This window comes from Xenorhabdus stockiae (assembly GCF_002632825.1).
Taxonomy (GTDB): Bacteria; Pseudomonadota; Gammaproteobacteria; order Enterobacterales; family Enterobacteriaceae; genus Xenorhabdus; species Xenorhabdus stockiae.
The window spans coordinates 30,831-57,569 of the sequence record NZ_NJAJ01000001.1 but is presented as its reverse complement, the minus strand read 5'-3'; the positions used below and the strand labels follow the sequence as shown (position 1 = coordinate 57,569).

The window sequence follows — 26,739 nt, the reverse complement described above, 5'->3', positions numbered from 1 at the left end:
CTATATTCTATCATTCAAGATACATTGAGCTGTATATCATGTTTTTCAATAATCATACAACAATAAATTCGATGTTTTTAAATGGTTTTGATTTTATTGAAATATTTACTGTGAATGTCGTTAATTTCATCAATGGTGGTTTTTTTATAAGATGTGTTTTTTAGCCATGTGCTTAACTCACTAAATATTAAATTGTTATCTGGTGTTATATGCATTTATATTTATTGCATGTTGTTTCATTGAGGTTTTGTTTATTGTTAATGCAATATGATTTTCAATTTATTGATGGCTTTGCTATTTTTTCTTTCGTCATTCAAGGTTTAATTAATTAATTAAATTGAAAATGATGTCATGTCATTTTATTGCAATCCCACGTTTTTATGATTTTCAGGCCATGGTTTCAATTTATTGATAGTGATAGCTTTATGAAAAAATCATCTTTTCCAATTAAAATTCCACTCTATTATGTCAGGGGCGGGACGTCTACAGGTGTAGTTGTATTACAAAAATATTTACCAGAAAAAAGAGAATTAAAGGAAGAGATTCTTAGGCACATAATGGGTGTTCCTTTGCTAGGTACCGTTAAAGACAATACCCAATCACATGGATTAGGCCGAAGAGTGATTACCAGCAACAAAGCATTTATCATTGATATAGATGATAAATCTAAAAAAGTTATTAGTACGTTTGCCCAGCTTGAAAAAGATAGCAATACGGTATCATGGGAAGTTAATTGTGGAAATATGACTTCATCAATACCATTGGTGATAAGAGGTTTACCTGAAGAGAAATTGCTAATGCCTGATGGCAGGCTAAATATTTATAACACTAATACGCGTAAAAATATTTTATGTTCAATGGCTAATGTGTCTCCTGAATATCAATTAACATCTATCCCCGGTGTTATTGGGGATTTTCCGGAAGTTCATGTTTTATTTGAGTCTCCAGCCTGTTCAAAAACATCATCGATTTTTCCTACAGGAAATTTAATTGATATATTTAATGATATTCCTCTTACTTGTATCGATGTTGTTGTACCCATGATCATTATTAATGCAAAAGATTTAGGGATCACTGGTTATGAAAGTGTCAAGGAAATTGAAAATAATACATTATTACAAGAAAAAATTTTGGCAATAAGATCAGGAATGGGGAAAAAAATGGGAATTATTAAGCATGATGGGAAATTAATGAATGAGGATGATTTAAAAAAATCTATAACTCAGCCCAAAATAGCGATTATTGCTCCTCCTGTAAATGGAGGTGATATCAGCATCAGATATCTTACTCCCAAAAATGTTCATTCATCGGTTGCTGTTTCGGGTGGTTGTTGTTTGACTGCTGCCAGTTGTTTTTCTGGAACTATTGCCAGTGATATCCATTATTCCCGCAACGGTAGTGATGATAATGCTACGGTACGTATTGAACATCTGTCGGGGATATCTGAATTCAGTATTATTCTTGATGGTGAAAATATAGCGTATGCAGGTGCTCAAAGAAATGCCCAAATTTTAATGGAAGGTGAGTTTTTTATTTACAATCCGAGTAATGAATTAGAAAGAGTAATGAGAAGTATGTGTTACGGTTGATGATAATTCATCAACCGTAGGATAATATGAATAATAAATTATTCTGAGCGACTATAACTGTTTCATATCTTCAAAAGTCGGCCCCTGAAAATAAATTGCACTGACATGGCAACTGCGGGGCTGGGTCAGAACAAACCGTATGGATTCCCATACCGAACGGCCATTCAACATTTGTTTACCCATTGTTGTGTGATCATCCAGAACTTCATCAAACCCATTAAGTTCAAAGTCGGGAGGGTATATCCCTGTCACGCGAATATTATCTTTACTTAACTGGTGTGAAATCGTGTTGCAGAAACCACTCATAGCATGTTTGGCTGCAAAAAAAGCCGGATGGGCGACAGAGCGGGTGAAGTTCGGGATACCACAGACCGATACCATCGCAATAATATCAGCTCCCTGAGACTGTCGCAGGCTTGGTAATAGCATTTTGGTTAATAACATGGAACCAGTCGCTCCAGAATTTATCGTGCTGATAATATCTTCATCACTATTATTCTCACTCAGATTACCCTCCAGCCATTGCGCAGCACTTAATATCAGAATATCAATGGGCTTACTGTCCTGTAGTAACTGATCGGAAAAATCGCGTACTGATTGTGCATCACTGATATCGCACTGATAGCTTCTTGCGACTCCTCTTTCATTCTGAATAATTTCACAGGTCGCTTCAGCACTTTTTAATTGGCGAGCACAGAGGTCAACATGGGCACCTTCCCGTGCCAGCCAGACAGAAATAGCCTGCCCAAAATCACGCCCCCCACCTGTAACCACAACTCGCTTGCCTTTTAACCCATTTGGTCTGTTTAACGCGTTTAACATGATGTTAACTTCCTTATGTTAGTTATTAACCTGAATGAGAAATCGTTGCACTATTAGTTAAATACTATTAATGAATTACACGAAAAATGAGGTTAATGTTTTTTGTTTTCAACTTATTAGCTATTGATGTTATTAATTTGTTAATGCCATTTTTTGTATAACTCTCTATAAGTACAGTTGGTCTGATTTTTATGTTAAGGTGATCATGAACGTAAAAATTGAGTAAATTATGAACACAAAATGTTTGCGTGGTGGGTAACTCCTGATGGGGTTATTTAATTTTATTAAAATTTCGACAAAATTTTTTTGAATGATATAGGAGATAGTGTCGGACACTAATTTTTGAAGGATGAGTATGAGTCAAGATAATACTGGACAGGTAGAAACGAAAACTTACATTAACCCACCAGTCTTTTTCTTCTCGGCATTTTTGATCATTGCATTGGTCGCATTTGCTGGTTTGAAACCAGAGCTTGCCGATAGGTGGTTTAAATCTTTGCAGCAAGACTTGTTTGTTAATGCTAGTTGGTTTTATATCCTTGCCGTTGCGTTGATTTTACTTTCAGTGACCTATCTGGGGTTATCCAGATACGGCAATATCAAGCTTGGCCCCGATCATGCTGAACCCGATTTCAGTTATTTTTCCTGGTTTGCCATGTTGTTTTCTGCGGGGATGGGTATCGGGCTGATGTTCTTTGGTGTTGCTGAGCCGGTGATGCACTACCTGTCACCACCGGTGGGTACTCCTGAAAGTATTGCCGCAGCTAAACAGGCTATGCAATTAACTTTCTTCCACTGGGGGCTACATGCCTGGGCGATCTATGCCATTGTGGCTTTAATTCTGGCATTTTTTAGTTATCGTCATGGATTGCCTTTAACCCTGCGTTCAGCGCTGTATCCGATTATTGGCGATAAAATTTATGGGCCGATTGGTCACACGGTAGATATTTTTGCCGTTATCGGGACGGTATTTGGTGTTGCGACATCTCTGGGCTACGGCGTTCTTCAGGTGAATGCAGGCCTTAACCATCTATTTGGCCTGCCTATTAATGAAACGGTACAAGTTATACTGATCATTGCGATTACAGCTCTGGCGACTATTTCTGTTGTTTCCGGTCTGGATAAAGGCATCCGGATTTTATCCGAAGTGAATTTAGGTCTGGCTGTACTCTTGCTTGTGTTGGTCGTCGCTTTAGGGCCAACCGTGCTGTTGCTGAAATCCTTTGTGGAAAACACCGGCGGATACTTTTCTGAAATTGTCAGTAAAACATTTAACTTGTATGCCTATGAACCTAAGTCCAGTAACTGGCTGGGGGGATGGACATTACTGTATTGGGGATGGTGGTTATCCTGGTCTCCGTTTGTTGGCATGTTTATCGCCAGAGTCTCCCGGGGGCGGACAATCAGGGAATTTGTAACTGGTGTTCTGTTTGTACCCAGTGGTTTTACCTTGATGTGGATGACGGCATTCGGTAATAGTGCTATCGACCTGATCGCCAATAAGGGAGCCAAAGAATTAGCTACTGTCGTACAGACAGATGTTTCTCTGGCCCTGTTTAATTTCCTGGAATATTTCCCTCTGCCGACGGTTTTGTCATTTATTGCAATGGTAATGGTGGTGATGTTTTTTGTTACTTCAGCAGATTCCGGGGCAATGGTAGTTGATACACTGGCATCCGGTGGTGCTCATCATACACCTGTCTGGCAAAGAATTTTCTGGGCGGGATTAATGGGCGTTGTGGCTATCGCCCTACTGGTTGCAGGAGGATTATCGGCTCTGCAAACGGTAACCATTGCCAGCGCGCTTCCTTTTTCAATTGTGTTATTAATTTCGATATATGGCTTGCTTAAAGCATTACGGATTGATGCCTATAAGAAAGATAGCCAGCAGATGACGACGATAGCGCCTACGGCCAGCCGTAATCCGATACCGTGGCAGCGTAGGTTAAGAAATATTGTCTATTATCCTAAGCGATCGCAGGTAAAACGTTTTATGAGCGAAGTTATCCAGCAGGCTATGAGCATGGTTGCCGGAGAGCTGGAAAAGCAAAATAAAGCAGTTTTGATTAATGATGAAGCTGAAGATCGCATTCATCTGGAAGTAGACTTTGGTGAAAATATTAGCTTCGTTTATGAAGTACGCTTACGGGGTTATATTCAGCCAGCATTTGCTCTTGCAGGTTTGGAAGATGAAGAAAAAATTGAAGAGCAAAAATATTATCGTGCGGAGGTTTACCTCAAAGAGGGCGGTCAGGATTACGACCTGATGGGATGGACGCAGGAGCAGATCATCCACGATATTTTGGATCAATACGAAAAACACATTCACTTTTTGCATTTAGTCCGTTAGCCAATAGTGGCTATTTGTATGCGTTAATATAACCTGCTAATCCCCGAATTTTAGATTCGGGGATTTTTTTACGTATCTTCTCATCGTTTCCTCATAATGTGATTTACTCCGTATTATTGTGATTTTTATTTCTTTCCGTCAGTAGATTTGATTTGCACTGGCTATTCTTTTATTCATCGATGCCCTTTATGGAAATAACCGTCTGTTAACGAAATATACTGGATGGATTTCAAAATGCCGCCACAAAGAGACAATTTGAAAGACGAAGAGTATACGGGGAAATTCAATGCTGAGAACCTTATTAACCCGCGATGTCATCCAATGGTTTCCTGATGTCAGAGATTGGCACGAGGCCATTGAAATCGCCTGTCAGCCACTGATTAATAATGGTGCGATTCAACCCAGTTATGTCGAAGCGATTTATGAGTCCCATGAAAAATTTGGTCCTTATTATGTTGTGGGTTCAGGTATAGCAATACCACATGCCAGACCAGAACAGGGCGTTAATCGGCTTGCCCTGAGTCTGACATTAATAAAACAGGGTGTCAGATTTGGGTCAGCAGAAAATGATCCGGTTAAATTATTGTTTGTATTTGCTACAACAAGTAATTACAGCCATATAGAAGTCATTGCTGAACTGGCTGGGTTATTTGATGATCAGGAAAAAATTAATCGATTAATGCAGACCCGAAATCAGGATGAAATTTTTTCCATTATTCAGGGGTATTAGCCACTACTTTTAGTTAACAGGAAAATAAGATGAATATAACCGTCGTTTGCGGTCATGGTTTGGGCACCAGCCTAATAATGGAAATGAGTATTAAAAGTATTTTGCAGGAATTAGGTGTTGAAGCCAGTGTCGGACATACCGATTTAGGTTCAGCAAAAGGAATAAAGAGCGATATTTTTGTTGCGACAAAAGATATTGCAGAACAACTAGCTGAGCAGCAGGTACATGGAAAAGTTGTTGTATTAGAAAATATGCTCGATAAATCTGCAATGAAATTACGCTTGTCTGCGGCATTGCAAGATCTTGGTAGATTGTAACCGGAGACGCATATGGATTTTTTCCGCTTTCTGATGAATGACGTATTGGCAGAGCCTGCTGTTTTAGTCGGATTGATTTCCTTGATTGGTTTGGTATTGCAGAAAAAACCTGTGACCGAGTGTATTAAAGGTACAGTAAAAACCTTGCTTGGGTTTGTTATCCTGGGCGCTGGTGCCGGAGTTATCGTCTCTTCATTGAGTGGATTCTCCGTTATTTTTCAACATACTTTTGGCATTCAGGGGGTTGTGCCGAATAACGAAGCTATCGTATCAATCGCGCAGAAAAGTTTTGGCAAAGAGATGGCGATGATTATGTTTTTCGCAATGGTGATTAATATTCTGATTGCCCGTTTTACGCCGTGGAAATTCATATTCCTGACCGGGCATCACACATTATTTATGTCGATGATGGTGGCTGTTATTCTTTCTGTTGCCGGGATTCATGGTGCGGCGCTTGTTGCGACGGGATCAATTGTTGTTGGTGTTTCAATGGTCTTTTTTCCGGCAATTGCTCATTCTTATATGAAAAAAGTGACCGGTTCTGACGATGTAGCCATTGGGCATTTTTCGACACTCTCTTATGTTCTGGCTGGGTTTATTGGCAGTAAACTGGGGAATAGAGAGCATTCCACAGAAGAAATGAACGTACCAAAGAGCCTGTTATTTCTGCGTGATACATCTGTTTCCATCTCTCTAACGATGGCAATTATTTTTCTTCTCACTTGCCTGTTTGCTGATCAGGAATTTGTGCGACAGATCAGTGGTGGAAAAAACAGCATCATGTATTCTCTGATGCAATCGATCACATTTGCCGCAGGGGTTTATATCATTCTACAGGGGGTCAGGATGGTTATTGCCGAAATTGTGCCTGCATTTAAGGGTATCTCCGACAAATTAGTCCCGAATTCTAAACCCGCACTGGATTGCCCGGTAGTTTTCCCTTATGCCCCCAATGCAGTACTGATTGGTTTCCTGAGCAGCTTTATTGCTGGTGTTATCGGCATGTTTTTACTTTATTGGCTGAATATGACGGTGATTATTCCCGGCGTAGTTCCTCATTTCTTTGTTGGCGCAACTGCGGGTGTTTTCGGTAATGCAACGGGAGGAAGAAGGGGAGCAATCCTCGGTGCTTTTGCTCAAGGCCTATTAATTACATTCTTGCCGGTATTCCTGCTGCCTGTACTTGGCGATATCGGTATCGCCAATACCACATTTAGCGATGCTGATTTTAGTGCTGTAGGAATTTTACTGGGGCTGATTGTTCGTTGATTTTGCCCATGCTGTGAAAGTGAGATTTCAGCTCTTCCTGATGAATATACCATTTGTGATATTTGCTATTGGGAAGATGATCCGGTGCAACATAAACATCCTGACCTTGCCGGAGGTGCTAATTCTATGAGTTTAAATGAAGCCAAAAATGCCTTTAAACAAGGTAGAAGAGTAGAGTGATTTTATGTATTGTGATTTATAGTAAATTTGACGGAATAAAGAATAATAAAATGGAAATCTATAAAAAATACACGATGGATAAAGCGGATAGAATGTTACAGCCTATCATTGGTGGTGAGCTTATCTTATTAATTTATATCAGTTTTTCACTGGAGGGTAGATTTAAATTTCTGGGTAAAATAGAGAATTGGGAAAATCAATCCGATACCAAAATATTAGCGGCCATGAATTTTAAAAGATATCTTTCAGATGATATCTTTATAATTAATGATAACTCTTATATAAAAGATGAGGTTTATTTTATGGATGTCAGATATGTTGAGTTATTTGTAAGTGATTATTTAAATAAAAACTCAGAATGTTTCTTTAATGGAGATGCTTTTTTTATTTCTCCGGCTAGAAAAACACTCATTGAGTTTCAACATGACGGTTATATTTTTTTACATCAATTGCCCATTTTGATTAGTGAGAATGAAAAGAAAGTAATTTCAGTAAAAGGATGATAAAAATCTATTTGCTATGAGTTTCAAGTTCACGGTTTTCAGTGTAGTCATATGATTTATTTTAACCATTTATTAACAAATTCTTCCGGTGATATAGGGCGATCAAAGTAATAACCTTGTAGGTAATTGACCGAATAGTTTTTCAGCTGATTTGCCTGTTTTTGATCTTCAACACCTTCCGCGACAATTTCTAAATTAAGCCGTAAAGCGAGGTCAATAATATTTTCAACAATATGCTTTGAAAACATATCATTGTTCATTTTACTAATGAAATTATGGCCTATTTTTACTACATTAATGTTCAATTTTTGTAAATAAGCATGATTAGAATGGCCTGTACCAAAATCATCTAAAGCGATTAATACACCTAATTTATCTAATTTATTAAATAGTTCGAGTGTATGTGCATCCAGTTCGAGTAATTCTCTCTCGGTAATTTCTAATATCAGATGGATTGCATCTTCAGGAAATGCCTGTAGAAAGTCGCGGCAATCCTCAACTAAACCACTATCTTTATAATGTTTTGCATTGATATTAAAATTAAAGTGAAAATTTGGTGGTAGCTGATAGGCCAAAGAGGCAAAAAAATCACGAACTTGAGTAATTAAGTTATGTGTTAAGGGAATAATGAGGTCCGATTTCTCAATTTGTGAGATAAAATTTTTAGGCTCTATTAACCCTTGTTTTGGGTGTTGCCAGCGAACAAGGATTTCACATCCGATAAGGGCGTTATTTTTACTACAGATAATGGGCTGAACATAAGGAATAAATTGTTTGTTTTTAATGGCTTTTTTAAATTGATAGTCTGGAATAATAACAGTTTTGGTGTGTTTATATAAAACGATGGCGTATAAAAGTATGAGTATTGTCAATGTTAGCAAAACCCACTCTAATTCTATATCAGGCCTGATATTATTCCGATAATCAGAAAATACTTTCCATAATAGATTACCAGCACTCAGAGTGATGGCGATGAATAGTACCACAAATGCCCGATACAACGTTCGGTATGATTTAAAATTCAGCCCCATCATTTCTCCTTTTTGATAAAGCCCATCATCCAACAGTAGTCTTACTGTCTAGATTTGTAAAATTTTGTGAGCTTGCTGCTGATAAAAAAATGACTGTTTGCTTGAAAAATAACGCTGGCTATCTTACAGGAAGATATTGAATACAGGAACTATATATATATTTATATAGCAAGAATTGAACAACAAATTACGTAATCGGCGGCAGTAACTAAAATAAACCGATTATTGTTTCCATCCTTGGTGAAATAATTAAATTATTTTATTGATTAATGTCAATCTTTTGCCACATTATTCCTTCTTTTATTTATTCCCCTCGTATTTTAAGTTATATCTTAAAATCTATTGAAAGTTTATTGTGATGTAATCACAATCGCCACTCGACGGTTCTCTGCCCTTCCTTTTGAACTGCGATTATCCGCAACAGGCTGGCTTGGCCCCAATCCACGGGTTTCTAAGTTAGATCTGTTCATTCCTCCCCGTGTCAGGGCATCTGCAACCGTGTTAGCCCGTCTTAGCGAAAGCTGGTTGTTATAGCTTAATTCACCGTAGTTATCTGTGTGACCATCAAGGCGTGCATGTTCAATGCCTGTTTTGGATAAAATAGCAGCCAGTTTTTTCAATTTTTCTTCCCCAGCAGGTTGCAAGTGAAATTGGTTATTACCAAAAAGGACTTTTTCTGACAGACCAAATAGCCATCCTTCATCCGTTTGCTGAAATCCTTGTTGTTTAAGGACTTTGATTTGTTCCGTTGTCAGTTTGCCCGTATGTTGGCAGGCATTGAGAAGAAAAGGGCTAATCAATGAAATCATTAATATAAAAGCGCGTTTTTTTATCATGATGAATTTCTCTATAAATAGTTTACTTTTGTTGTGTCAGCGGAGTGCCAGCCACCGCCGCGTTGTTTAATGTGATACATGGCGGCATCCGCTTCAGACAGCAACTGTTCTGCTGTTAAAGCACCATTTGACAGAGCAATGCCAATGCTGAGTGTGATACGTAGTTGTTGGCCGCTGGGAAGCTGAATCGGGGTATCCATCGCGTGAATGATATTTTTAGCGATCCGCTCAGCATCTTCTAAACTGGCTGAAGGCAATAAAATGGCAAATTCATCACCACCGAGGCGAGCGACAGTATCTGTTTTCCGCACTTTCTTTTTTAAAGTATCGGCAATTGTGATAAGGACGTGATCGCCTGCTGCATGCCCATAAACATCATTGACATATTTGAGCCGATTACCGTCAATAAATAAAATGGCAGCGCTCTCCCGCATGAATTTGTCATTCATCACTGTGGACAGAACACGCTCAAAAGTTGCACGGTTGGGTAATGTCGTGAGAGAGTCGTGTTGTGCCTGCCATGTCAAAGCGGCTTTTTCCGTTTGTAAATGATGCTGCCACTCTTCCAGTTCTTCCAGCAGGTGGTTAAAAACCTGACTGAGTTCATGCAGTTCTGCAATTTGAGCGGAAGGAACCCGCTGAGAAAATGCCCGCCGCTGGCGCACATCATGGGCAACACTGGCAATGTTTTGTAGTGTTCTGACAACGCCGTCATGCATACGCAGGGAAAGGTAGAGTGAAAGTATGGCGCTGATCAGTAGGCAGGCAAACAGTACCAGCAAGGCCTGATAGATAAATTTGGTGATATGTTCACTATTGCCGATTAACCAGACTGAACCCACTTGTTGTTGGTGGTGATAAATAGGAAATGTAACGGGTTCAGGGAATATCCAGTATTCAACCAGTTTCTTAAAATTACCTGTGCGTGTTATCTGGTTGGCATGCCAGCTGGCTAATACCTGATTTTTTGCATCGAAAATCTTTGCTTCGGTAAAACTATCGTGAGCAGCAATCATTTCCAATATTTCGTTTGCAGCTGTTTTATCATTAAATACTACCGCTGCCTGTACGGTATGGGCTATTGTCGATGACATCTGTTTCAGATTATTTTCAGCATATTTCTGCATGGCAAAGAGTGCCAGTAAAGAAAGAAACAGACCGACAACCGATAATGTAACAATAGTAATGATCAGATGGATACGGTGAACTGTCTGACGTAATGTCGGGCGTGATGGCATTAATGAATAACGCTTTTTCATACAGTTATTCCGCCTTACGAGCCAATTGCAGGACATTTGGATCTACGCGTATACCACTGCGAGTCAAAATATCGAGATTAAGGTTAAACGTTGTTTGGGTACTATCTATATTGAGGCAGAATGCACTACCGATTTCACAATGTTGGTTTTGTTCAGCAATAGTAAGAAGTGGTTTATTATTTTTCTGATTAAATACTTGATGTTGAAGTATAGGATCAATCTGACCGTAGTAAATAATATCACACTTATTGACTAATTGTTCTGTATTGAAATTTAGAATTTCTATCCGTAATTCTATTTCATCAGGAAACATATTAATATTTTTTAAAGCACGAATGTATTTAGAAGGGGTGACCAGACATAAGTGTAATGTCGGACGTGTGACTGGCCAATATGTATAACTGATAATGCCAGAGACGACACGCACAACATTTTCATTTGTTTTTATTTGCTCTTTAGTTTCAGGCATAGCTGTTACTATTGAATTACATATCACCATGGTTATACATAAAACCGTCAATACCCGTAAAAATAATTTGGAAGCACAATGTTTGACAACACAGAGAATCCATTCAATTAAGCACATAACGGGATCCCGTTTTTATCTTTCATATTATTAACAGTCATTAATATACACTTAGTCTTTCAAGTCGCCTCTTTGTTGGCTGTATTTACTCATTTCAGTTACTTTTTTTATTAATATATGGCTATCCGTATCACAGGGTTGTCATTCTAAATATATTGGATATGGAACCTATCTCATCATGGCATTCTGTACAAAAATCATTAATCACCGGTTGTAAATGGTCGTATATGAGATAGGTTGCAAAATATATTAAATAATAGAAGGATGAGTTATAAAAACTATTTCCTTTATTTATTAATTTGGTTTTCAGCAACTCCTATTATGTGCCCATGATTATTATAAGTAATATCAGACACTTTTCCTTGATTCAATCTGTCTATTATGTTTTCTTCTAAAGAAAAGCTTGTTGCAATCTCATCATGGTTTAACGCAGGTCGATGGCGACGGCGTTCAATACGAAAACGAATTTGATTATACTTTGCCCAGCCGATCAGAAGAAATGCATTGAATATAGCGACAATGATATAGAGGGCAATTGAGCTTAATTCCGAACTGAATATATACATAACAGGCTTAGGGCCATGATGGGGCGAATTAAATAACCCCGAAATAAACAAATAGACAAATCCACACCAAGCTAAAATAGTCAGTGTGACATCAATAAGACGAGGTAATAATTTCTGTTCTGTAAATATTAAAGGATCTTTCATTATTCTATTCTCTCTATTCCACGATCAGGGCTTTCCCAACGAGCACGTTTGCGGTGGACTTTAAGCATAACTTTGGGAAAAGAGACCAATGTCGTAAACAAGTTCAGCATCCAATATACGACCGGATACCAGATCACCCAGAAAAGTGATGATGCGACGTGTTTTTCATAGCGACGTTCAATTAACAGGCTGACAGTAAACTGAATCAGACAGGTTGCGGCTAATACCAATCCGGTATAGCCGGGCGGGAAGAGGGTATAAACCCGAATGGTTTCAGGTAATGTGATAAACATGCCGAGGAAAAACAATATAATCGAAAGGGCAAAGGTAAATGACCAGATTACCGAACAGCAGAATTCGGCAAATAAAACCCACATACGGCGATATTCCCATGCCCAGAGTTTCCGCAGGTTTTTGAGAAAGACTTCTGCTCCACCCTGCGCCCAGCGTAATCTCTGTTTCCATAATCCACGAAGCGTTTCCGGCATCAGGATCCAGCAGATAGCCCGAGGCTCAAAGAAGACGGACCAATGACGTAATTGTAGTTTCCAGCTGACATCAATATCTTCTGTAATCATGTCGTTGCTCCAATAACCCACATCGGCAAGAGCACGGCGGTTAAAAGCAGCAACCACACCGGAAACGGTAAACACCTGACCGTAAATCCGCTGAGTACGTTTGATAAGGCCAATGATAGAAGAAAATTCACCTACCTGAATTCGGCCAACCAGAGTAGAGCGGGTACGGATCCGAGGGTTACCGGTCACTGCACCTACACGGGGATGGTCAATCATCGGTTTCACCATCCATACAGCAGCATCACGATCTAACAGAGCATCACCATCAATACAAACCAGATAATCACTGTTGGCAGCAGCAGCTCCGGCCTGAAGCGCGGTGGCTTTCCCCTGATTCTGTTTCAGATGTATCACTCTCAGGGCGCTATGCTGTTTCGCCATATCATTAAGTTCATGGGTGGTGCTGTCGGTTGAACCGTCATTGATTGCGATCACTTCAATATTGGAGTAGCGCTGATTCAGTGCTGCCTGTAGTGTCTCACGCACATTCGGGCCTTCGTTATAACAGGGGATCAAAATGGATATCAGAGGCTCGCCGTCCAGATGGGGCGGCTCATCACTTTGTTTCCAATGTCTTTCACGATAAAACCAGAAATAAACCCCACCTGAAATCCAGATGGCAGACATAAACAGGGGCCAGAAAAACACAAAGTTCAGCATAACTTCACCGGTAAAGGTGACGGCAATACCGATGGGAATACTCAAAACAATACAGAGCACAATAAAAGCAAGAATACGATCAATCATTGAGTGGATACCATTCTGAGGAAAGAACAGGACGGATCGAGTTCATTTCTGGTTGATTATTAATAAAGTCATCAGGGTAGTAACCAAAATTTTGGGCACCATTCAGCTGTAACTGGCGCATCCATTCAGCGAGTTGTTCGCCTGATATCATTCTTTTATTGGATGGTTTGCGCCAGTCTACGGCTTGCAGTTCAAATACCGTTTTACTCAGAGCATCCGGGCGCTGACCGACAGCTTTCACTAAACGGGATAGCCACTGATTACTTTTTGACAGTGGGATATTTTCCATTAATGGCATTGCCATCGGGGCAACCCAGTCATAATGGGCAAGAAAATCATCCAAATTCTGGGCAAACCACTCTTCGCTGTCCGGTTCCAGAATCGGCAGCGCAAAAATATTACGGGCAGTTTTTACCTGATAACCCCGGACAGATTTGATAGCTTCAGTGAGTTCCTGAGTGAAATCGGTCAGGTATCGGCTTTTGAAGCGGCTCCAGCGGGCGAATTGTTCTGGGTCCTGACGAATTTCGGCAATGGAGGCCGGAAAACCCTCCCGCTGATAAACCCTGATTGCATCCAGGCCGGCATCCTCAAAATCTGACATGATGGCATCATCGTGATACAGCACACCCTGAAAAATGGAATGAGCAGCTAAATCCTGATAAATCTCTTTAATTCTGCGGCGGTTTTCTAGGTTATAAGGCGATAACCGACGGTATTGTGCTTTGTTTACGGATAACTCACCGCTATTTTTGTCATAGCTCAATACGCGGGGCAGGGAAGGCTCTAATTCAAATGCCAGAACCGGCATCCATGCGTAAACATCAATATTTAACCGGCTGTGTATCTGCCAGGAAACCCGGTTAAATAAATCGGCCCGCATTGGTAACCAGCGATTAGGGAAGTAAAGTTCACGTACAGTGCCATCGCCGGTAGGATCTGCAAAAGCCTGTAGGAAAACCGTGTTAATACCGAGGTCGGCAACACGCTGCACCAGTTTGTCGAGATTACTTGCCTGCTGAACAGGGTCAGGATCATAAACATAATCCAGATCAATATGGGCGATACGCAGCGGGAATTTATTCTGAACCTGAATAACCTGTTCCGCGAACTCTTTCAGTGTTGGGTTATTTGTCAGCAAGATCCGCGGAACATTATCCAGATTTTTGGCATTAGCCAGACCGGTATCGAGAGTCAAAGCCAGTTTATAGCCGTGCTGCTTTGCTATATCCAGCGTGACACCACTGTCAATTCCGTAAGGCCAGACCCAGACACGCGGCTTTTTACCTGTAGCAGAGATGATCCGCTGCGTGATTGTCCTGACATCCCGCTCCATACGCTGACGGAATGCCTTTTCAGTTTCATATTTGCCTGTTTTGGGATCATAGATTCGGGTGGCAGCGGCAGGTTCGGTATTCCCCTGTGGATTACCAAGAGCACCGTAATGATGCTGATAAGTATGTGAACCAATTTCCACCAGACCGGAGCGGGACATTTCGGCAACCTGTGCCCAGGTGGTAAAACGTTCCCGCGGTACTTTCAGTCCACCAAAATTTACCGGCTTTCCTGCGGGAGCATCAACCCAAATACCGACGGGAGCCAGAATAGCAGGCCAGTTATAGGCTTTCAGTAAAGGAAATACGCGGTGATAGAAACTGCTGTAACCGTCATCAAAAGTGAGTAGTACGGCTTTAGGTGGTAGTGGTGTTCCTCCCTGATTAGCCACGAGGATCTGATCAACGGTAATTGGTTGATAACCATTGGCGTGCAGCCAGGCAAATTGATCATTCAGCGCACTGGTACGGACGGACATAAAACGTTGGTCAGCACCATCATCTTCAACATCATGATAAGCCAGCACGACAAAACTGTTATGGGGCCAGGGGCGTTCGTTCATCGATAAAGGGCGTTCCGCCGGTGGAACGAAATCAGGCTTTCCGGCGTGGGCCATGACACTGAGTTGAGAAATAAGCAGGCTAACCAGCAAAGCTGAAATCATTAACCAATAGCGAATTACGTTAAAAGTCATAGAAAATCCTTTAGAACCGATACGTTAAATCAAAAGCAGCTTGCAGGTTTTTTTCACGTCTACCGTCATAAGGGCGTTTATCCAGCGTGAGCCGTACGCCTGCATCCACAACATCATTCCACTTAATACGTTGCCCATAACTGACCGTAGTTATCAGCCCTCCGCCATAATCTTTCTGCCAGTACTCGCCGATACCTGCCGTGAGTTGCTGGCTCCAGACGGTCTGATAATGCCGATAAATGATGTGATCCGCTTCCAGCGCCGGAAGCAGGGTAAAATCATTTTTGGGATTGAAATAAGGGGTATCTTGCTTGCTGTTATGTGTTGTACCGACTTCCAAAGTTGCATCGAGTTTCAGATAAGGAGCGGTATAGATGCGTTGCATTCCGTTAATGGTATAAGCAAACCGGTTATTACCATCGGAAAAAAAGGAAGGTGCAAAACTGGCACTCCACTGGCTGCGTTCGCTGTATCTCCAGCGGCTATAGATTTGCCCGCCATTAGCGTAAATATTATTGGTTAATGCTCGCAAGGGAGTGTTCCGTGCCAGCCGTTCTGCTGATCCACCCAGACGCCATTCATCATTAAAATCGTACCAGCCGGTAAAACGCAGGCCGACCTTATTGCCATGACGATAATTCCGGCCAGAAACTTCACCCTCCAGCCAGATATCCCGTGCCCGCCATTCTAAACCACCACGTAAATCACGGTTTAATCCACGGCCTTCGCTGAACTGAGCGCGGTTATATGCACCACCGGCAAACAGACGCCAGTTATCGTTAATGGGCGGGCTATAAATAACCGCATCAATGTCTGAACTGCTTTTACCGCTGGTGGGGCTGTCTGAATCAATGCCCTGATTAACCCTGACACGCAGCTCTGACATATGATGAACATTGCGCAGGCGGTTAAAACGTTTACCCAGTACATTCTCTGGTGTGCGGGAGGTGACATCATCTGCCAGTAAATCAACCTGTTTCCACTCTTGTAGAGCTAAAGCGGTATAACCTTGCTGGATTTCCAGTGATAAATTACGGTGATCAAGCCCTTCAGCCTGTTTTAACTCACTTTCTGCCCGACGAGGCCAGCCTCGATCCAGCCAGATTGCCGCCAAATCGAGACGCAATTTTTGGTTGGAGGGAGCTGTACGGGCTAAATGCGTAAAACGTTTTTCTGCCTCAGGTAAATCTTCATTAAGTTGCGCTGATTCCGCCAGAAATTGTTGCCCTTGCAGCCAGCCGTCATTAGGAACCCGGATTGGAGAGCCGTAAACATTCACCATATAAACATTACGTTGTTTGATATTGGCAGCGAGTTTTTGGGCTTCATTTAGGTGCTCACTTTCCACATCGGAATAAAAAAGAACGCTGTCATCTTCCAGTGTGATATGGGAAGTCGGAATTCCTTTATCAGGGTATTTCCCGTTCGGGTAACTCAGCGGGCGCAGAATGTTCCTTGCTTTATCTGGCTGGCGAAGATTCAGATAGGCCGCCGCAGCCCATTTATGGGCATAATCCGGTATTTCTGTGTTTTCTTCTGTTGATGAAGGCTGTTGCAGGCGTAAATATTCTTCAATAAGTTCCTGTGTCCGGAAACGGGCGAGTAATGCCCCAAGGCGATCAATTCGGGCACGTCGGTAATCCTGTTGGGCATCTGGCTGTTCACGCCACTCATTTAGCATATGCTCATAACGGACAAGTGCTTTGTCAGCAATATCAAACCGCTCTGTTTCACTGCGATTAGGGATTATGGCAAGACGAACTAATTCAGCCGCTGCATCGGCTTCCAGCCTGCGTTGTTGACCCGGGGATAACTGTAATTTAGAGGAATTTTGTTGTTCTAAAAGCCATGCTGGGCCATTGATACGGTTGTTTTTCAGACTGAACAGATAATCGTGAGTGGTATTTTTATCATTAGGGAAACGCTCATGGGCGGTGGAGAGCATTTGCATGGCATCCCATGTGCGACCGGCTGCTTCATCAACATAGGCCATTAAACGGTAATTAGCGGCATTGGGATGTTGTGCCAGTAACCTTTTTGCCAGCTGCCGAGCCTCACTGTCTCGCTTGGCATCTGCCAGCGTCATAATCAGGCCTGCTTTTAGATCGTGGTTTTGTTCTTCAAGGACAGAAGCCAGATGCCATAATTGGACGGATTGTGTCCATTGGCGCTGATTGCGATAAGAACGCGCTGCGGCAGCAATACCTCTGGCTGGTAATTCCATAGAATAATAGCGTTGCCAAAGTCCAATCACTTCATTATCTCGCCCGGCCCAGCCTGCAATTTGTAACCAGTCAGCAACCTGAGAAGACGAAAGTTTCCGCCGCTTTTCTTCTTGACGAATATATTCAAGCATGGGGATGGTATTGCCATTTCTGGCTTGCAGGATTAACTCGTCATAATCCGCTTTTGCGGCTTCTGACGTTATTAGACAACTTAGTGATACGAATAACGATAATAGTTTATACCGATATCTATGAAAGCCTATCGGCTTAAAATAAAGATATAGCACGACATCCCCTTTTATACTGCTTATTTAGAAAACAGCAGAATCAGACGAAGTAAAGTTGAATTTAGATTAAGAAAAAATTTTTGTTTCTTCATTTTTGAAGAGGCGAAATAATACGTATTGCGTGACTTTATATCAATGGGTAATTCATGAAAATCAATAAATAAAATATAATTACACTTAGAATAAGTAATATCGTATTGTTACATTTATTGGTAATAATTTAATTAATATTAAAATCAATGCCTTATTATTTTAAGATTTTTCTTATGGTATTTTTTAATTAAATAAATCCATTAAATTCAGAGCTGATAAAATATATTTATTAACAGTATTGATATTCTTTATTGATGATTCGTTTTACTGCTTTTAGTAAGTCGTGATTGTATTTTTCCCACTTTTATCTTCATCAATTTTCCGAATGAGGTCTATATTATTTTGTGACGGTTATTTTATAAAAAATATCCATTTTTATAATTAAATGTGGTGTTTAGGCTTTGTGTTGTTTATTTTTAAAATAAAACATCTTTTATCTTCGAGGAGTGATGCATTATCGATGGTTTTATCCATTTGAATGAATAATATTGTGTACGATTTTTTTGATCAAAAAACACAGAAACTCGGTAAAGAATAGCGAATTTAACATGGAATGCCTTTTCTGAAATTAACCTTAGTAGCAACCATACAAACAATAAGTGCTTTAATAATTCCGGCTGGTTCGTATAATCCTGCCTTTTATTATGTTGTTAGTGAGGGAAGTTGTGGATCAGATTGCCAGTATCATCGCTAATGTATGCGAAACTCTCAGAACCAAAAATGTTAGCGAAGTGGGTATTCAATCGTTCAGTTTTCCTCTTTCTGTAACCGATGATACTGACTGGCTGGAATGGTTGGCTGCTCAGCCGCATTACCCTCAATTTTACTGGCAACATCGTGATGGACACGAAGAAGTTGTTGCCTGTGGGCAAATCCGCCTCTTCAGGGATGCCACTCAAGCAGAAAATTTCTTAAATCAACATGCTCAATTTCCTCAAATGCGTATTTGGGGCTTGAACGCGTGGGAAAAGGAAGAAAATACAGATAATGAAGAAAGTTATCTGTTCTTGCCAAGAATAGAAATACGTCGCTGTCATAAGGCCACTTATTTATATCTGAATATTGATGGGCAGGCTGACATCGATAATATTTACGCGTTTCTCCGAAAAATTGCACCCCACCAGCCATTTCAATCATCACGAGTAACGATTTTAAATACCACGCATCGGCCTGAAAGTGAGCAGTGGAATACACTGATGGAGCAGGCTCTGGATGCCATTACCCGCAAAAAAATGGAAAAAGTGGTAATGGCCCGCAAAACAGAACTCATGCTGGATATGCCTTTGCAAGCAGGCCAATTTATGGCGGCCAGCCGTGAGGTGAATCATCACTGTTATCACTTCATGCTTGCTTTCAGTGATACACAGGCCTTCCTCGCTTCTACGCCTGAACGGCTCTATTACCGCCACCAGCTACAGTTATTTACTGAAGCTCTGGCGGGAACAACAATAAATTCTGATGATGACCAAAAAGCAAAAGAGCTGGGGCAATGGTTATTAAAGGATAAAAAGAACCAGCATGAAAATTTGATTGTGGTGGATGATATTTGCCAGCGTTTACAGGGAGGTGTGACAGCAATCGATGTTGCTCCACCTGATGTTATTCGTTTACGTAAAGTACAACATCTGCGCAGACATATTAATGGTTTTTTAAATCAGGTCTCGGACAGTGATTGCCTGAGTCGTTTACAACCAACCGCTGCTGTTGCCGGTTTGCCACGAGAAGCCGCCCGGCAGTTTTTGGCTGAGAATGAACCTTTTCGCCGGGGGTGGTATGCCGGATCTGCCGGGTATTTGGGACTTGAGCAGAGTGAATTTGCCGTTTCGCTGCGGTGCGCGTACATAGATGGCGCTTTATTGTCATTGTATGCCGGGGCAGGGATTGTTTCCGGCTCAGATCCTGAACAAGAATGGATAGAAATTGAGAATAAGGCAGCAGGGTTACGCTCATTGCTCAGTAATTTATCTATGGAATAGCTGCATGAAATGATGCATGGAGTATTGTCAATAAAATGATATTTCTTTGAACTATCACAAGGAAAGTGTTTTTAAGGGAATGAGAACGGCGAATATCTTATATAATTCATTTTATTAAATAATGAGTTTTCTTTTTAAATAAGTTTCGAACATCTTATGTCAAACAGCGCACTGAACCGTCGTTGGGCGGAACTTTTACTGGAAGCATTGACCCGCCACGGTTTGCGTCATGTGTGTATTGCACCCGGCTCCCGTTCTACTCCACTGACACTTTCCGTTGTAAAACTTTCCGTTGTAAAGAAAGCTGCTGCCCAGAACAGTAAGCTGATATGCCACACTCACTTTGATGAGAGAGGGTTAGGCCATCTGGCACTGGGGCTGGCAAAAGCGAGCGGGGAGCCCGTTGCTGTCATCGTGACATCAGGAACCGCAGTTGCCAATCTCTATCCTTCGCTGATTGAAGCGGGTTTAACCGGAGAACGGCTGGTATTTCTCACCGCAGACAGACCTCCGGAGCTGATTGACTGTGGTGCGAATCAGGCTATACGTCAGCACGGTATTTTTGCCTCACATCCGTCACAAACACTCACTTTGCCGCGCCCAACCACGGATATTTCAGCCGGCTGGCTGGTCTCTGTTATTGATAATGCGATGTCTAATCTCAGGCAGGGAGGGCTGCATATTAACTGCCCTTTTGCAGAGCCTTTGTATGGTGATGATGATAAATACCAGTCATGGTTACAGACTCTGGGAGACTGGTGGCAGGGGGATCAGCCGTGGCTTCGGCAATCGATGATGACCGTGACAACCAAAGTTACTGACTGGAATTGTTGGCGACAAAAACGGGGGGTTGTTCTGGCAGGGAGAATGCGCGCTGAAGAGGGGCAGCTTGTTGCACAGTGGGCAAAAGACATGGGATGGCCATTAATTGGTGATGTCTTGTCTCAGACAGGCCAGCCTTTGCCTTGTGCTGATTTGTGGTTGAATCACCCTCGTACACCAGAAATTCTGGCACAAGGCGAGCTGGTTATTCAGTTTGGTTCCAGCCTGACCGGAAAGAGACTATTGCAGTGGCAGGCAGCATGTCAGCCAGAGGAATATTGGATTATCGATTCTATTGCGGGAAGGCTTGATCCTGCCAATCATCAGGGACGCAAATTTACCTGTGATATCGCGGCGTGGTTACAAGAGCATCCTACACATATAGATCACCCTAATGCTTTTTGGGCGAATGAACTGAAAATATGGTCAGAAAAGGCATCGGAATGCGTGGCTGAAAAACTGTCGGGTAAATTCAGTGAGGCTGCGGTTGCCCATCAGTTGCATCAGTTATTACCGGAAGAGGGGCAACTATTTGTTGGCAATAGTCTGATTGTTCGCCTGATTGATGCGCTGGGGCAACTTCCTGTCGGTTATCCGGTTTACAGTAATCGTGGAGCCAGTGGCATTGACGGGTTAATTGCAACTTCAGCCGGAGTACAACGGGCAACCGGTAAGCCCACGCTGGCGATTATCGGTGATATTTCGGCACTTTATGATCTGAACAGTCTGGCTTTATTGCGGGAAGTTTCATCACCGATGGTACTGATTATCGTCAATAATAACGGCGGTCAGATTTTTTCATTACTACCTACACCACAGGAAGCACGCCAGCAGTTTTACTGTATGCCGCAAAATATCAGTTTTAATCCTGCTGCGGCTATGTTTGGCCTGAATTATAGCGCTCCACAAAGTTGGCCTGAGTTAAAACAGGCTGTTGAACGGGCATGGCTGCAAAATGCTACCAGGGTTGTGGAATTAAATGTGACAGGTAATGAAGGTGCGATGTGCCTGCAAACGTTACTGAAACAAGTGGCGGAACTATGAAGCTGGCCTGTCAGACATTCAATACGGACAAACAAGGCCCATGGCTGGTTTGGTTGCATGGTCTGCTGGGATGTGGCCATGAATGGCAGCCCATTATCAGTGCCTGCAACCAGTATCCTTCTTTGGTCATTGATTTGCCCGGTCATGGTCATTCTGCCGATATGCCGCTTGTGAATGTTTTTGCTAAAGATGGTCTTGCAGAGATGAATGCTCTGCTGAGCAAAACATTACTTGCGTATCAGATCCATGATTATTGGTTAATTGGTTACTCACTCGGTGGCCGGATTGCTATGTATCACGCAACTCAAGCTCAGGCTGTGCAGGGGTTAAGGGGGATTCTGGTGGAAGGTGGAAACCCGGGGCTATTATCCCAAGAGGAACGTGAAGCCAGATTATTACATGATAAAAACTGGGCACAGCGCTTCCGTTCAGAACCTATAGCGGCAGTTTTAGCGGATTGGTATCAACAGCCTGTATTTGCGGATTTACCTGAGGCGCAACGTCTCAGGCTTATTCAGATCCGTAGCCAGAACAGGGGCAGTAGTATTGCAGATCTGCTGGAAAATACCTCACTTGGGCACCAGCCGTATCTGCTCCCGGAATTACAAAAACTGGCAGTGCCTTTTATTTATTTATGCGGTGAACATGATCAGAAATTTAAGGGCATAGCGCAACAGTTTGCATTGCCATTAAAAATAATTTCTCAGTCTGGACATAATGTCCACAGTAGTAATCCTGCGGGTTTTTCAGCCGCAGTGAACCACTTTTTATCACTTTTTGGCTAAGGACGTTTAATAATGCTCTACCCATGCGAAGAAAAATTATATGCGCCGATTGACTGGCAAGACTGTTCTAATGGATTTGAAGATATTCTTTATCATAAATCTACTGATGGTATCGCTAAAATCACAATCAATCGCCCACAAGTGCGCAATGCCTTTCGTCCTCTGACAGTTAAAGAGATGATTCAGGCTCTGGCAGATGCACGTTATGACGATAGCATCGGCACAATTATTCTGACCGGAATGGGAGAAAAAGCCTTCTGTGCTGGCGGCGATCAGAAGATCCGGGGCGATTATGGTGGTTATCAGGATGATATGGGAACACATCATCTGAATGTACTGGATTTCCAGCGTCAGATTCGTACCTGTCCAAAACCAGTTGTTGCTATGGTTGCCGGATATTCCATTGGTGGCGGGCATGTTCTGCATCTGATGTGCGATCTGACCATTGCCGCAGATAATGCGATTTTTGGACAAACCGGCCCTAAAGTCGGCTCTTTTGATGGTGGATGGGGTGCATCTTATATGGCCCGGATAGTCGGACAGAAGAAAGCCCGCGAAATCTGGTTCCTGTGCCGCCAGTACAATGCTCAGGAAGCGCTTGATATGGGATTAGTTAATACTGTCGTTCCTTATGCTGAGCTGGAGAAAGAAACTGTACGCTGGTGCCGTGAAATGCTGGAAAACAGCCCGATGGCGCTGCGTTGCCTGAAAGCTGCCCTGAATGCAGATTGTGATGGACAGGCGGGTTTGCAGGAGTTGGCCGGGAACGCCACCATGCTGTTTTATATGACTGAAGAAGGGCAGGAAGGGCGTAACGCATTCAATGAAAAACGTCACCCTGATTTCAGTAAATTCAAACGTAACCCATGATGCGTAAAGCAACTCTTTATCATTACAGCCTGCCGATGGAGGCAGGTGTTATCCTGCGTTATCAGCGCCTGAAAACCCGCGATGGTTTTCTGGTTCATATACAGGAAAATGAGGAACACGGCTGGGGAGAAATTGCTCCGCTGCCGGAATTCAGCCGTGAAACACTTGAGCAGACAGAACAAGCCGCAGTAGCGTGGTTAACGCGCTGGTGTCAGGCAGGAAAAGGCGCAGAGAAAGAACCGGAACAGAGTGAATTACCTTCTGTTGCATTTGGTATCAGTTGTGCGCTTGCTGAATTGCGGGGGGAATTGCCGGAAGAAGCTGACTATCGCAAAGCACCATTATGTACCGGCGATCCTGATGATGTGATCCTGCATCTGGGGAAAATGGCCGGACAGAAAATTGCGAAAGTGAAAGTAGGTTTATACGAGGCTGTACGGGATGGCATGGTTGCTAATGTTTTGTTGGAAGCTGTGCCTGAACTCCGGCTAAGACTGGATGCTAACCGCAGTTGGACACGCACTAAAGCGGATGGATTTGCCAAGTATGTCAATCCGGATTATCGCCAGCGTATTGCTTTCATCGAAGAACCTTGCAAAACCCGTGAAGAGTCACTGGATTTTGCTCGCGAAACCGGTATTGCTATCGCATGGGATGAAAGTGTCCGGGAAGACAGTTTCACGGTAAAAGCTGAAGCCGGTGTTGCTGCTATTATCATCAAGCCAACTTTGGTTGGCAGTATTGACCGTTGCCGTCAATTAATTACTGAAGCTCATCAGGCAGGATTGGAAGCTGTTATAAGCTCAAGTATTGAAACCAGTTTTGGTCTGACGCAACTGGCCCGTTTAGCACACTGGCTAACGCCGAATACACTCCCGGGATTAGATACTCTGAATTTGATCCGGTCACAACTTATTCGTTGCTGGCCAGACAGTGACATTCCTTGCCTCGAATCAGATAAACTGGAAATCGCATGGAGCCATGAATGTCATTAGCGTCGTTTAACCAATGGCCTTGGCATCATTGGGCGGTTTGTGCTCCGGAAAAACAAGCTGCCTTGTTGTATGGAAAACCCCTGACATGGCAGCAGCTAGCGACAAAAATTAATACTATTGCAGATTGTTTCCGGCAACAGGGGGTATCAGAAGGCAGTGGAGTGATCCTGAGGGGGAAAAATAGTACCGATTTTTTGCTCTGTTACTTTGCGGCCCTACAATGTGGGGCAAGAGTACTGCCACTGAATCTTCAACTCCCCGAATCATTGCTGGTGGAGTTACTTCCCCGGCTGAATATGGCATTTGTGGCTGATTTTACCGGTTCCCCTTCATCGGTTATTCAGGCAACGGAACTTAACTGGCAAACTAAGTTTACAGTTACGTCAGGAAAATATGTTACAAGGGACTTAATTCCATGGGATGAGCATCGCCCGGCCAGTATGATCCTGACTTCAGGATCTTCCGGGCTGCCTAAAGCCGTTGTGCATTCTATGAAGGCTCACTTTGCCAGTGCAAAGGGCGTTCTTTCCTGTATAGATTTCGGTTCACATGATCGCTGGTTATTATCACTGCCCTTATACCATGTTTCAGGTCAGGGAATACTCTGGCGCTGGTTGCTGAAAGGTGCAGTGCTGGTATTAGAAGACATGCGCTCTCTGGACAGGGCTTTATCCGGTTGTACTCATGCCTCCTTAGTGCCAACGCAATTATGGCGCTGGCTGTCTCAGCCGCATGAATATAAACAGACTTTGAAAGATGTGTTACTGGGCGGGGCAATGATACCGCAGGAGCTTGTTCAACAGGCTGGAGCGCTAGGCATTCGCTGCTGGTGTGGTTATGGCCTGACTGAAATGGCTTCAACAGTCTGCGCAAAGCGTGCAGATGGTTCACCGGGGGTGGGAACACCATTGCCGGGCAAAGAGATCCGTTTGCAGGATGATGAGATACAGATCAGGGCAGACAGCATTGCGATGGGATATTGGTCTGATGGGAAATTACAGCCTCTGCTTAACGAAAATGGCTGGTTTTCCACCCGTGATCGGGGCGTCTTTGAGCGGAATGAACTGTGTATTCTCGGGCGTCTCGACAATCAGTTTTTCAGCGGTGGAGAAGGTATCCAGCCGGAAGATATCGAGCGAATCATTAACCTGCATCCCGAAATTCAGCAAAGTTTTGTTGTTCCTGTACCCGATCCTGAATTTGGGCATCGGCCTGTCATGGTAATCGAAACAAACTCACCTAAACTTACAACAACACTTTCTAGCTGGCTTTCGGATAAACTTGCTTCATTTCAGCAGCCTGTAGCCTGTTATTTACTGCCTGAGCAGTTAAAGAATGATGGAATAAAAATTCCACGACAGCAGGTTAAACAGTGGGTACTGCAAAAATACGTTACCTGCATATCTTGATTAATCTAGATAGTTTATTAATTTTATAGTTTATGGTATTTACTAAATTCCAGTAAAATGGCTTGCAACAAGTAGTGGCAATTACCAATTAGATAAGAAGGAAATGATATGAAAGGTTTTATTGCTGTCAGTGCTGCTAGTCTGCTCTTTATGACTGGTACAGCAAATGCAATTTCTGTAAATGTTGAAGCAGGAAAGCACTATACCAGTACATCTGCGGGAATTGGTGATAAAAATGCGGGGTTCTCCCTGAACGGAAACTGGGCCCGCAGTGATCATAATGGTCAGTTGGGTAGTCTGGGACTGGCCTTTGCTCTGCCTGTTGGGCCGCTGACAGCCAGTGTTGGCGGTAAGGCTCTCTATCTGTCGCCAAAAGTCGGAAAAGATGGCGCTGCATTAGCTGCTGGTGTTGGTCTCAGTGTAGCGGTAACACCATCACTATCATTATATGGTGAAGCTTATGGTGCTCCATCAGGTTTTACTTCAGGTATTGACTCTTATACAGAAGCTAACGGTGGCGTCCGTTATCTCCTCTTCAGACCATTGAGTGTTGAAGCTGGTTATCGCGTAATTGATCTAAAAGGAAAAGGCGGGGATCGCAGTAATAAAGTGTCAGATGGCTTTTACATTGGCGCAGGCGTGAATTTCTGATATCTCCACTGACATTATCCGCATCTATAAGGATGCGGATATGCCT

General features: G+C 42.5%; 22 protein-coding genes and 1 pseudogene. 14 read left to right on the top strand and 9 right to left on the bottom strand.

What is annotated here, in order from left to right:
* The first annotated feature begins 425 nt into the window (after positions 1–425).
* Positions 426–1,589 carry a PrpF domain-containing protein gene (locus Xsto_RS00240; protein WP_169926561.1) on the top strand — a complete coding sequence of 388 codons (1,164 nt, stop codon included), beginning with the start codon at positions 426–428 and terminating at the stop codon, positions 1,587–1,589.
* Positions 1,590–1,640: 51 nt separating this feature from the next.
* Here Xsto_RS00240 and Xsto_RS00235 read toward each other — a convergent pair whose 3' ends face one another.
* Positions 1,641–2,411, bottom strand: a complete 771-nt coding sequence (locus Xsto_RS00235) for an SDR family oxidoreductase (RefSeq protein WP_099123727.1) — start codon at positions 2,409–2,411, stop codon at positions 1,641–1,643.
* A gap of 355 nt (positions 2,412–2,766) precedes the next feature.
* Between Xsto_RS00235 and Xsto_RS00230 the strand changes: the two genes are divergently transcribed.
* The 6 genes and pseudogenes from Xsto_RS00230 to Xsto_RS00205 all read left to right on the top strand — a co-directional run bounded on the left by Xsto_RS00230 (position 2,767) and on the right by Xsto_RS00205 (position 7,760).
* The gene (locus Xsto_RS00230) at positions 2,767–4,761 is read left to right on the top strand and encodes a BCCT family transporter (protein WP_099123726.1); all 1,995 of its coding nucleotides are present in this window, start codon (positions 2,767–2,769) and stop codon (positions 4,759–4,761) included.
* Positions 4,762–5,047: 286 nt separating this feature from the next.
* Positions 5,048–5,491, top strand: a complete 444-nt coding sequence (locus tag Xsto_RS00225) for a PTS sugar transporter subunit IIA (protein WP_099108373.1) — start codon at positions 5,048–5,050, stop codon at positions 5,489–5,491.
* Between the two features lie 29 nt (positions 5,492–5,520).
* The gene (locus Xsto_RS00220) at positions 5,521–5,808 is read left to right on the top strand and encodes a PTS sugar transporter subunit IIB (protein WP_099108372.1); all 288 of its coding nucleotides are present in this window, start codon (positions 5,521–5,523) and stop codon (positions 5,806–5,808) included.
* A 12-nt stretch (positions 5,809–5,820) separates the two neighbouring features.
* Positions 5,821–7,077 (top strand): PTS ascorbate transporter subunit IIC, encoded by a 1,257-nt coding sequence (locus Xsto_RS00215; protein WP_099123725.1) that lies wholly within the window; start codon positions 5,821–5,823, stop codon positions 7,075–7,077.
* A gap of 15 nt (positions 7,078–7,092) precedes the next feature.
* Positions 7,093–7,257: pseudogene (locus tag Xsto_RS00210) on the top strand (CPCC family cysteine-rich protein); the annotation flags it as partial.
* A 50-nt stretch (positions 7,258–7,307) separates the two neighbouring features.
* Complete coding sequence (locus Xsto_RS00205; RefSeq protein WP_141554478.1) at positions 7,308–7,760, top strand: hypothetical protein; 453 nt, start codon at positions 7,308–7,310, stop codon at positions 7,758–7,760.
* A 56-nt stretch (positions 7,761–7,816) separates the two neighbouring features.
* Here the strand turns inward: Xsto_RS00205 and Xsto_RS00200 are convergent, their stop codons facing one another.
* The 8 genes from Xsto_RS00200 to pgaA form a co-directional block, all read right to left on the bottom strand.
* Entirely contained in the window at positions 7,817–8,824 is a 1,008-nt protein-coding gene (locus Xsto_RS00200; RefSeq protein WP_244590305.1) for an EAL domain-containing protein, read from the bottom strand.
* Positions 8,825–9,141: 317 nt separating this feature from the next.
* Positions 9,142–9,627, bottom strand: a complete 486-nt coding sequence (gene yfiB, locus Xsto_RS00195; RefSeq protein ID WP_099123721.1) for an outer membrane lipoprotein YfiB — start codon at positions 9,625–9,627, stop codon at positions 9,142–9,144.
* An 11-nt stretch (positions 9,628–9,638) separates the two neighbouring features.
* Positions 9,639–10,886: a diguanylate cyclase DgcN/YfiN gene (dgcN, locus tag Xsto_RS00190; RefSeq protein WP_099123720.1), complete on the bottom strand. Its 1,248-nt coding sequence runs from the start codon at positions 10,884–10,886 to the stop codon at positions 9,639–9,641.
* A 4-nt stretch (positions 10,887–10,890) separates the two neighbouring features.
* Positions 10,891–11,472 carry a regulatory sequestration protein YfiR gene (gene yfiR / locus Xsto_RS00185; RefSeq protein ID WP_099123719.1) on the bottom strand — a complete coding sequence of 194 codons (582 nt, stop codon included), beginning with the start codon at positions 11,470–11,472 and terminating at the stop codon, positions 10,891–10,893.
* A 287-nt stretch (positions 11,473–11,759) separates the two neighbouring features.
* On the bottom strand, positions 11,760–12,182 hold the full coding sequence (pgaD, locus tag Xsto_RS00180; protein ID WP_099123718.1) for a poly-beta-1,6-N-acetyl-D-glucosamine biosynthesis protein PgaD: 423 nt from the start codon (positions 12,180–12,182) through the stop codon (positions 11,760–11,762).
* Positions 12,182–13,507, bottom strand: coding sequence for a poly-beta-1,6-N-acetyl-D-glucosamine synthase (pgaC, locus tag Xsto_RS00175; protein WP_099123717.1), 1,326 nt, complete (start codon positions 13,505–13,507; stop codon positions 12,182–12,184). The genes pgaD and pgaC overlap by 1 nt, the downstream gene beginning before the upstream one ends.
* Positions 13,500–15,536, bottom strand: a complete 2,037-nt coding sequence (gene pgaB / locus Xsto_RS00170) for a poly-beta-1,6-N-acetyl-D-glucosamine N-deacetylase PgaB (protein ID WP_099123716.1) — start codon at positions 15,534–15,536, stop codon at positions 13,500–13,502. Before pgaB ends, pgaC begins: the two co-directional genes overlap by 8 nt.
* Positions 15,537–15,546: 10 nt before the next feature.
* On the bottom strand, positions 15,547–18,048 hold the full coding sequence (gene pgaA / locus Xsto_RS00165) for a poly-beta-1,6 N-acetyl-D-glucosamine export porin PgaA (RefSeq protein ID WP_211284274.1): 2,502 nt from the start codon (positions 18,046–18,048) through the stop codon (positions 15,547–15,549).
* 758 nt (positions 18,049–18,806) lie between these two features.
* On the opposite strand from pgaA, the gene menF reads away from it, so the two are divergent.
* From menF to Xsto_RS00130, 7 genes are all read left to right on the top strand, one after another.
* On the top strand, positions 18,807–20,117 hold the full coding sequence (gene menF, locus Xsto_RS00160; RefSeq protein ID WP_244590304.1) for an isochorismate synthase MenF: 1,311 nt from the start codon (positions 18,807–18,809) through the stop codon (positions 20,115–20,117).
* Positions 20,118–20,273: 156 nt separating this feature from the next.
* Positions 20,274–21,983: a 2-succinyl-5-enolpyruvyl-6-hydroxy-3-cyclohexene-1-carboxylic-acid synthase gene (menD, locus tag Xsto_RS00155; RefSeq protein WP_099123714.1), complete on the top strand. Its 1,710-nt coding sequence runs from the start codon at positions 20,274–20,276 to the stop codon at positions 21,981–21,983.
* Entirely contained in the window at positions 21,980–22,768 is a 789-nt protein-coding gene (gene menH, locus Xsto_RS00150; RefSeq protein ID WP_169926564.1) for a 2-succinyl-6-hydroxy-2,4-cyclohexadiene-1-carboxylate synthase, read from the top strand. The genes menD and menH overlap by 4 nt, the downstream gene beginning before the upstream one ends.
* Before the next feature lie 12 nt (positions 22,769–22,780).
* On the top strand, positions 22,781–23,638 hold the full coding sequence (menB, locus tag Xsto_RS00145; protein ID WP_099108358.1) for a 1,4-dihydroxy-2-naphthoyl-CoA synthase: 858 nt from the start codon (positions 22,781–22,783) through the stop codon (positions 23,636–23,638).
* Entirely contained in the window at positions 23,638–24,633 is a 996-nt protein-coding gene (gene menC, locus Xsto_RS00140; protein WP_099123712.1) for an o-succinylbenzoate synthase, read from the top strand. Before menB ends, menC begins: the two co-directional genes overlap by 1 nt.
* Positions 24,624–26,042: an o-succinylbenzoate--CoA ligase gene (gene menE, locus Xsto_RS00135; RefSeq protein ID WP_099123711.1), complete on the top strand. Its 1,419-nt coding sequence runs from the start codon at positions 24,624–24,626 to the stop codon at positions 26,040–26,042. The genes menC and menE overlap by 10 nt, the downstream gene beginning before the upstream one ends.
* 108 nt (positions 26,043–26,150) lie before the next feature.
* Entirely contained in the window at positions 26,151–26,693 is a 543-nt protein-coding gene (locus tag Xsto_RS00130) for a YfaZ family outer membrane protein (RefSeq protein ID WP_099108356.1), read from the top strand.
* The last annotated feature ends 46 nt before the right edge of the window (positions 26,694–26,739 follow it).

What these genes read in the sequence shown, in the direction of transcription:
- Xsto_RS00205 (WP_141554478.1), top strand. Translation starts at nt 7,308, where the DNA reads ATGGAAATCTATAAAAAATACACGATGGATAAAGCGGATAGAATGTTA.
- menB (WP_099108358.1), top strand. Translation starts at nt 22,781, where the DNA reads ATGCTCTACCCATGCGAAGAAAAATTATATGCGCCGATTGACTGGCAA.
- pgaC (WP_099123717.1), bottom strand. Translation starts at nt 13,507, where the DNA reads ATGATTGATCGTATTCTTGCTTTTATTGTGCTCTGTATTGTTTTGAGT.
- pgaD (WP_099123718.1), bottom strand. Translation starts at nt 12,182, where the DNA reads ATGAAAGATCCTTTAATATTTACAGAACAGAAATTATTACCTCGTCTT.
- menD (WP_099123714.1), top strand. Translation starts at nt 20,274, where the DNA reads ATGTCAAACAGCGCACTGAACCGTCGTTGGGCGGAACTTTTACTGGAA.
- yfiB (WP_099123721.1), bottom strand. Translation starts at nt 9,627, where the DNA reads ATGATAAAAAAACGCGCTTTTATATTAATGATTTCATTGATTAGCCCT.
- menE (WP_099123711.1), top strand. Translation starts at nt 24,624, where the DNA reads ATGTCATTAGCGTCGTTTAACCAATGGCCTTGGCATCATTGGGCGGTT.
- yfiR (WP_099123719.1), bottom strand. Translation starts at nt 11,472, where the DNA reads ATGTGCTTAATTGAATGGATTCTCTGTGTTGTCAAACATTGTGCTTCC.
- menC (WP_099123712.1), top strand. Translation starts at nt 23,638, where the DNA reads ATGCGTAAAGCAACTCTTTATCATTACAGCCTGCCGATGGAGGCAGGT.
- Xsto_RS00240 (WP_169926561.1), top strand. Translation starts at nt 426, where the DNA reads ATGAAAAAATCATCTTTTCCAATTAAAATTCCACTCTATTATGTCAGG.
- pgaB (WP_099123716.1), bottom strand. Translation starts at nt 15,536, where the DNA reads ATGACTTTTAACGTAATTCGCTATTGGTTAATGATTTCAGCTTTGCTG.
- Xsto_RS00225 (WP_099108373.1), top strand. Translation starts at nt 5,048, where the DNA reads ATGCTGAGAACCTTATTAACCCGCGATGTCATCCAATGGTTTCCTGAT.
- Xsto_RS00130 (WP_099108356.1), top strand. Translation starts at nt 26,151, where the DNA reads ATGAAAGGTTTTATTGCTGTCAGTGCTGCTAGTCTGCTCTTTATGACT.
- menH (WP_169926564.1), top strand. Translation starts at nt 21,980, where the DNA reads ATGAAGCTGGCCTGTCAGACATTCAATACGGACAAACAAGGCCCATGG.
- Xsto_RS00230 (WP_099123726.1), top strand. Translation starts at nt 2,767, where the DNA reads ATGAGTCAAGATAATACTGGACAGGTAGAAACGAAAACTTACATTAAC.
- dgcN (WP_099123720.1), bottom strand. Translation starts at nt 10,886, where the DNA reads ATGAAAAAGCGTTATTCATTAATGCCATCACGCCCGACATTACGTCAG.
- Xsto_RS00215 (WP_099123725.1), top strand. Translation starts at nt 5,821, where the DNA reads ATGGATTTTTTCCGCTTTCTGATGAATGACGTATTGGCAGAGCCTGCT.
- Xsto_RS00235 (WP_099123727.1), bottom strand. Translation starts at nt 2,411, where the DNA reads ATGTTAAACGCGTTAAACAGACCAAATGGGTTAAAAGGCAAGCGAGTT.
- Xsto_RS00220 (WP_099108372.1), top strand. Translation starts at nt 5,521, where the DNA reads ATGAATATAACCGTCGTTTGCGGTCATGGTTTGGGCACCAGCCTAATA.